General features: G+C 32.6%; 6 protein-coding genes. All 6 read right to left on the bottom strand.

Features of this window, described 5'->3' with window-relative positions:
* Positions 1-846 precede the first annotated feature (846 nt).
* The gene (ltaS, locus tag LQ673_RS12835) at positions 847-2,787 is read right to left on the bottom strand and encodes a polyglycerol-phosphate lipoteichoic acid synthase LtaS (RefSeq protein ID WP_191836353.1); all 1,941 of its coding nucleotides are present in this window, start codon (positions 2,785-2,787) and stop codon (positions 847-849) included.
* Positions 2,788-2,987: 200 nt separating this feature from the next.
* Positions 2,988-3,992, bottom strand: a complete 1,005-nt coding sequence (locus LQ673_RS12830) for a 5-oxoprolinase subunit C family protein (protein ID WP_191836354.1) — start codon at positions 3,990-3,992, stop codon at positions 2,988-2,990.
* Positions 3,983-4,684 carry a carboxyltransferase domain-containing protein gene (locus tag LQ673_RS12825; RefSeq protein ID WP_191836355.1) on the bottom strand — a complete coding sequence of 234 codons (702 nt, stop codon included), beginning with the start codon at positions 4,682-4,684 and terminating at the stop codon, positions 3,983-3,985. The genes LQ673_RS12830 and LQ673_RS12825 overlap by 10 nt, the downstream gene beginning before the upstream one ends.
* A 40-nt stretch (positions 4,685-4,724) precedes the next feature.
* Positions 4,725-4,937, bottom strand: a complete 213-nt coding sequence (locus LQ673_RS12820) for a hypothetical protein (protein WP_025904760.1) — start codon at positions 4,935-4,937, stop codon at positions 4,725-4,727.
* Between the two features lie 61 nt (positions 4,938-4,998).
* Positions 4,999-6,747, bottom strand: a complete 1,749-nt coding sequence (locus tag LQ673_RS12815; RefSeq protein WP_191836356.1) for a chorismate-binding protein — start codon at positions 6,745-6,747, stop codon at positions 4,999-5,001.
* Positions 6,725-7,327, bottom strand: coding sequence for an anthranilate synthase component II (locus LQ673_RS12810; RefSeq protein ID WP_126476677.1), 603 nt, complete (start codon positions 7,325-7,327; stop codon positions 6,725-6,727). Before LQ673_RS12810 ends, LQ673_RS12815 begins: the two co-directional genes overlap by 23 nt.
* Between the last annotated feature and the right edge of the window lie 136 nt (positions 7,328-7,463).

The raw sequence follows: 7,463 nt of genomic DNA, 5'->3' as shown, positions 1-7,463 counted from the left end.
AGCTACGACTTAGGCTATCTCTTGGCTTTATTAGGAAGTTAAGCTACAACTTGGACCATCTCTTGGCTTTATTAGGAAGTTAAGCTACGACTTGCGCTATCTCTTGGCTTTATTAGGAAGTTAAGCTACGACTTGCGCGATCTCTTGGCTTTATTAGGAAGTTAAGCTACGACTTGCGCTATCTCTTGCCTTTATTCAGGCGTTAAGCCATGACTTGCGCGATCTCTTGGCTTTATTCGGAAGTTAAGCTACGACTTGAGCTATCTCTTGCCTTTACGCAGGACTTAAGCCATTACTTCGGTAATTTTTTAAGTAATCAAAAATGTCATTTCTAAATAATCATTTAATTTTTGAAAAGATGTGAGTTTATTCCAACTTTAACTCACATCTTTTCTAATCTTGTGAGTTTATTTCCTCTTTAACTCACATCTTTTGCTATCTCGTGGGTTTACTCCGTCTTTAACTCACATCTTTTACAATCTCGTGAGTTTATTACCTCTTTAACTCACATCTTCTTCAATCTCGTGAGTTTATTTCCTCTTTAACTCACGTCTTTTACAATCTCGTGAGTTTATTTCCTCTTTAACTCACATCTTTAGCAATCTCGTGAGTTTACTACAACTTTAACTCACATCTTCTTCAATCTCGTGAGTTTATTTCCTCTTAAACTCACATCTCCTACTAAATCATACTTCTCCACCCTATATCCTGTATCGACCACATCATCTTCTAACTCATAATTCCTATTAAATAGTACTTTTCCCAGTCACCACCCCACAGCCCCCATTTCCAACACAAAAAAGTACCACAAAATCTCATGATTTTGTGGTACTCATATACTCATAATTATTTTTCTTGATAGCCGTTACCGGATTTGTATTCATAGTTTGATGGCTTAACTTTCTTGAAGTCAGGGTTATCATAGAATCTGAATAAGTCTCCGTGTAATAACTGGTCTGATAATTCGAGTTCTTTTTCGACGTTATTTTTATTTTCTTCTAAATCTTTAGGTTTCGTCTTCATAGGTTTATTAGTCTTATTATCGTACACAGTGCTACCGATTGATTTATATTTTGGCGTTATAAAATCACCATTTCTAAATGCAACCGTTTGATCGTGTCCTTTAGCTAATAAGTCTGTACCAAACATAATGTAGTTATTTGATTTAATACCTAATACGTCCAATAATGTAGGCATTACATCTGTTTGGCCACCGTATGTTTCATCGACGCCACCTTTAAGACCAGGTACTTTCATAAAGAATGGTGTTCTGTTTAAGTCCATGAATTTAGCTGGTGTGATTTCATCTTCACCAAGTAAATTAGCCATTGCTTTATTATGGTTTTCAGAAATACCATAGTGGTCTCCGTAAATGATGATTACTGAATCATCATATAAACCTTCTTTTTTAAGTTCTGTCATGAATTTTTCTAATGATTCATCTAAATAACGAGCTGTTTGAATGTATCCATCTAATGTTGCACTACCTGTATCTGGTTTCTCTATCGTTGCATCTTCTTTACTCAATGTGAATGGGTAATGGTTAGTCAACGTAATTAAATGAGAATAGAATGGTTGTTTTTGTTCTTTTAGATGTGCAATAGATTCATCAAAGAATACTTCATCTTTTAAGCCTAAGTTTTCAAGATTTTTTTGTTGCATATCATAATAAGTTGCATCATAGAACTTATCTACACCAAAATGCTTGTACACTTGATCTCTGTTCCAGAATGTTTTGTAATCACCATGCATAACTGATGTTTCATAGCCGCCTTGTTGATTTAAAATTGCTGGTAGTGATTGATAAGTGTTGTCACCTTTTAATGAGAATGCTGAACCTTGTGGTAAACCGAAAATACTATTATCCATCGTTAATTCTGAATCGGCTGTTTTACCTTGTCCCGTTTGATGGAAGAAGTTTGGATAGTATTTGTAACCTTTATCACCTTTAGCTAAAGAGTTTAAATAAGGTGTTACTTCTTCACCATTAACTTTGAAGTTTATTAAGAAAGATTGGAAACTTTCTAAGTGAATTTTAATAACGTTCTTGTCTTTAGCGATACCAAATGTTTCTTTGTTAGGTTCTTGATACTTCTGTTTTGTATAATTTTTAACTTGTGTTAAATCATCTTCACTTGCTAATGCTTTTTGTGAATTATTTTGAATCGTTTTAACCCCGTCGTAAACTGTAAAGTTATATGGTCCTAAATATTTAACTAAATATTTATGGTCAAATGTACGTGTTAATAATTCTGGTCTATCTGATTCAGCAAATGCTAAGTTTAAGAAAAATAGTGCTACAGCTACACCCATAACAACTGGGACAAATTTCTTAGGAAATGCTTTAACTGATAAATTATTTCTCTTAAAGATCAACACAAATAAGAAAATAATCGTATCTGTGAAATATATAAAATCGTACCAAGAGAATGAACTATATACTGCACCAGACATTGATTCTACGTTACTTACTTGATTCAAAGTACTAAATGTTAAGAAATCTGAAAAGAATCTAAAGTACACGACGTTAGCATATAGTAAGAACGATAGTACAAATCCAGCGATAAAAATAAACCAGAACGACTTTCTTCCCTTAAAGAATAAGAATACGCTCAATATTAGCGCAATCAAGCTGTATGGGTTCATTAATAAAATTAAATTCTGTACGAGTCCCTTAACCCCGAGTGACAAATCTACATAATAGGCAAAATAAGTCTTTAGTGAAATTGCTAAAATCGTTAGCAAGAAGAATGTAAAGACGCCTATCTTCCTATTTTTAGTTTTCATACTGTTCCTCCGTATCTCAACTCATATCAATTTTCATTATTATTTCATTACATATTATTGAAGGTTGTAATATTCTTGTAATATTTAATGTACAGTATTATAATTTATACTATTTTACAATAAATTTCAACTAAAAACCTAAAATAGAAATAAGAAATGTGTAAAAAGTGCACACAATAGACACAATTCACACATGTAATTTATTTGTTTAATTCTTCATTTAATTTATATCTAATGCCGGTTTTTATTTGTTTAACGAATTGAGCATGTTTTCTCATATTGCGTTCCGCTTCTTGTATTGTTAATTTCTTGAAGATGAGTTTTGAACCTTGCTTTTTTTGTGCTAATTTATCGATATGATAAGAAGCAATTGTTCCAATTTGAGGATAGCTCGATAATGATTGATGATCATTCAACATTACGACCGGTTGATTCCCTTCATTTAATAGAACGGTACCTTTTTTAACACTTAAAAATGATTGATCGACGATTCTACGATTAATAACGGAGTTCCCTTCTAATGTTAATCCCGTTCGGTTAAAGCGATTAGATACTTTATAAACTTGACTCTCAAGATGTTTGATTTCTGCTTCATTAAAGTGTGTCATACCTTCTCCCGATATAACATGGAATATATCTGTTAAATAATTTAACGCTAATGTATATTGGTCAACGCCCCATGAAGCTGTTTTGCTATCTTCTAAATTTTCAAATAGCTTTTTTTGTAAAGGTGTGTAGTTACGGCACATTTCAATTTCATCGCCTGCATGTAAGGTACGACCGTGGTAGCCACCCATTTCTAAACGGATACTTGTAGATTTTGAACCTAACCATTCTTCAGCAACAATTCCACCTGCAATTGCTAAATAACCTCTCGTACCTTTTGAAGCTTCACCAAACTTTAATACTTCACCTTTATCCAGCAAATGAATTTTATATGGTGCTATTTTCTTACCATCTACAAATGCTGGGAAGTTAGCTCCTGTAAATGCGATTAAAGTTGGTTCTGTAAATTGGATAGACGGCAACTTAATCGTCATTTCGATTAAAGCTTCGCCTTCTTCATTACCTACAAGCATATTAGCGAGTCTATGGTTTAATTGATCGATTGAACCATTTTTAACAATGCCAATATGTTGTTGTTTTTGCCTTCCTAAATCTTGAATCGAAGAGTATAGTCCAGCTTCTCGAATAATTAATGACATGGCTTATACCCTCCATCCTTGCTTTGTAGTTGATCTACAATATTTAAGATGACATCATCACCAAAATTAAGCTTACAAATATTATTTTGTCTATCGTATATTTCAACATTCGTCCAACCAATGACTGGCCACTCACCACTTGTATCAGTTGTCGTAATAAATAATTTATCTCTTTCAATACACAATGATCCTTTAGGGATAAATTGTTTGAACTGTGCATTACCTGAATGCAATCGATGACTTAAACCAGATAAATAAGGACATCCTGGAGTATGACCTATCATTGAAACAAAATACGTTCTAGATTCTAACACTTGTCTTTGTTCTTCTTCAGACAAGTCCGTTAACGTATCAAAATCCGGACCATATTCGCCACCTACAATGACATCTATCATAATCGATTCCTTTGTAACTTCTCTATCATTAATGTCTTGCTTTTTCTTATAAATAATACGTTCTACAAATTCAGTCATATATTTAAATGGCTCATTGATATTATGGTTCATCATCATGCTATAAGGATGATACACAACCATTAAACTATTTTCACTAGGTATAACCTCATCTATAAAAGGCATATCTTGACTTAATATTTCTAATCTAAATTCATTAATTTCATGCGTTAACTGTCTCGAAGGTTCACGATCGCTCATTACAGTTAATGCAGAATCGCCCTTAGGATATATGCGCATTTAAGACACCTCATTCTATTCTGCTATATATAAAGCATCATTATTTACGATAAAATACATCTGTTAAATCAATAAATACATGTGTTAATTGATTTACAAATAAGCCTACAAAAACAATTGCAACGGCAAATCCAATATATAAATACGCAAAACTTTGCTTATTTTTTTCTTTTCTCAATTCACTTAAAACGATGCGCTTTAAGTAGAATGCAATAACAATCACTATTACTAAATATAATAATGTTAAGAACATCTATTTTCACCCGTCCTTATATGATGTTTACTATTTTACTATTTGTATCTTTATATTACCATCATAATTTTAAATCTATTTTTGTCCATTCTCGCAAACTATTAATCATGTATATTTCACAATTTGAACTTTCGATATCGTTGATTAACTTTTCCACAGTAATATTTTTTTCTTCGATAAGGTTATCTTCTAATAACGCTTGCCTCATACAACCATTTAAAAATTGTCCATGATATGGAGGTGTGATATATGCATCACCTATTTTAATAACGACATTACCAATATCAAATTCTGTTATTTCATTCTCTCCATTATAATACAATATGACATCTGTATCATGATTATGTTGAAAATGATGACGTTCAGTTGTTTTGTGTATCGTATAAATAGAAGAAACTGGTGTACTCGGTAACAACTGAGCTGTTAAAGATTGAGTTGAATCGACTATTGGTGAAGTTTCAGCATTAAATGTACCATCCGAATTTAATTCAACTCTTAATTTATATGTGCCATCTACATAAGTATTAACCATGTCGTTAAGCATAGTTTCCCATTCGTCTTTATTAAATCGAATATTTAACGCTTTAGCACTCGTAGAAATTCTGTGCGTATGTTCGTGACGTCTTTGGACTTTTCCATTTTCTAATCTCATCGTTTCAATAAGATTTACATGTCTGCTTTCTAATATTTTAGATTTCATTTTGAATTCCTCAATTTCAGCTTCAGCATTTGAATCTATTGTGATACCAGCTCCAACGCCATAAACTGCTCTTTCTGAATTTGAATGTATCGTTCTGATTGGAACATTAAAAATCATTCTGTTATCAGGTAACAACAAACCTATCGTTCCACAATATATGCCTCTTGGTCTATTCTCTAGTCGTTTGATAATGGCCATCGTTGATTCTTTTGGGGCACCTGTTATCGAGCCACATGGGAATAGCGCTTGAAGTAGATTAAATAATGAATGCTGTGCTTTCAATTGACTTCGAATCGTGCTAGTCATTTGATATACCGTTTGATAAGGTTCGATTTTAAATAAATCAATGGCATTAACCGTACCAACTTCAGAAATTTTACTCAAATCATTTCTAAGCAAATCTACAATCATGACATTTTCTGCTCTATCTTTTTGAGAATGCTTCAGTTGTTCATAATTTGCTTGATCTTCTACTTTATGATTCCCTCTTGAAATTGTCCCTTTCATAGGTTTCGTTAATACTGTATTTGTCATCTGTTGATAAGTACCATATTGAAAGAAAAGTTCTGGAGAAATGGATATAATCGTTTCATCTTCAAGCTCAATATACGCTTGATAATCTCCATTAGCATCCTCTGTGAGTGATTGATAATAGTCATAACCATGACGAATCGGTTCTGATTCAAGTTGTGTCGTATAATTAACTTGATACGTATTTCCTAGTCTAATTTCATCTTGAATAGCTTGTATATTGTTTGCTAAACGTTCATCTGAATCTGTTCTTCGCCATTCAATATGTTCATTTATATATGTATGTTGCGTTTTATCATTAAAGTGTGAGACAGGTTGTTCGAATACTTGAATACTTCCATAATGATGTGACGCTTTATAAACATTTAACGCTGAATCAAAAGCTGCTGCACTTTCATATGGTAAAGTCATGACAACATAGTATCCTTCTTTTTGATAGCGCTCCGCTTCATGCACAAGCTCTGATACTTCTTCAATCGTTCTTGCATATTTAATGACAATTGGATTCTCAAATTTATAATCTAATTTCTCTTCTATTTGACTGTCTGAAATATACTTAAATTGTATATGTGTCTTCAATCTCTACACCTGCCTTTACTAAGAAATTCGCAATTTGTTCTAATCCATATTCACTTAATATTGCTTCCGGATGATACTGAACCGCTTCAATAGGTAAATGTTGATGTCGTATAGCCATTGGAATACCTTCTTCTAACCATGCTGAAACCGTAAACCCTTCAGGTATATGGTGTTTATCTGCTATTAAAGAATGATATCTTGCCACTTCAAATGATTCAGGCAATCCTTCAAAAATACCTTTCCCATCATGTTTAATCGTTGCTGTATGCCCATGAACAGGACGTGGACCTTTTACGACTTTGCCACCAAAAGTAGATATCAATAATTGAAAGCCAAGACATACACCTAATATGGGTATATCTGTATAAATAGATTGAAGAAACGCCTTTAACTGTACATAATCATCTGGATGACCAGGGCCAGGTGAAATGATCATAGCATCTGGATTGATTGCACGTACAACATCACAATTTACCTCTTCAGATTTCAATATTTTTATTTGTTCATTTTTTGTCAGTATATTAATATACTCGATAATGTTATATGTAAAAGAATCGTGGTTATCTATCATTATAATCATATGTTTATTCGCTCTTCTTTCGTTAATTTCATGTCAATCATACCATATACTAAACTTGCTTTTACAATTTGATTATATTATCATTTGTATATTCAATAAACTAAGAGGTTACTAGCTTACACCCTCTATAAAAAAC

The sequence above is a fragment of the Mammaliicoccus sp. O-M54 genome (genome assembly GCF_022386035.1).
GTDB lineage: Bacteria > Bacillota > Bacilli > Staphylococcales > Staphylococcaceae > Mammaliicoccus > Mammaliicoccus sciuri_A.
This window is presented reverse-complemented; position numbering and strand designations above follow the sequence as displayed.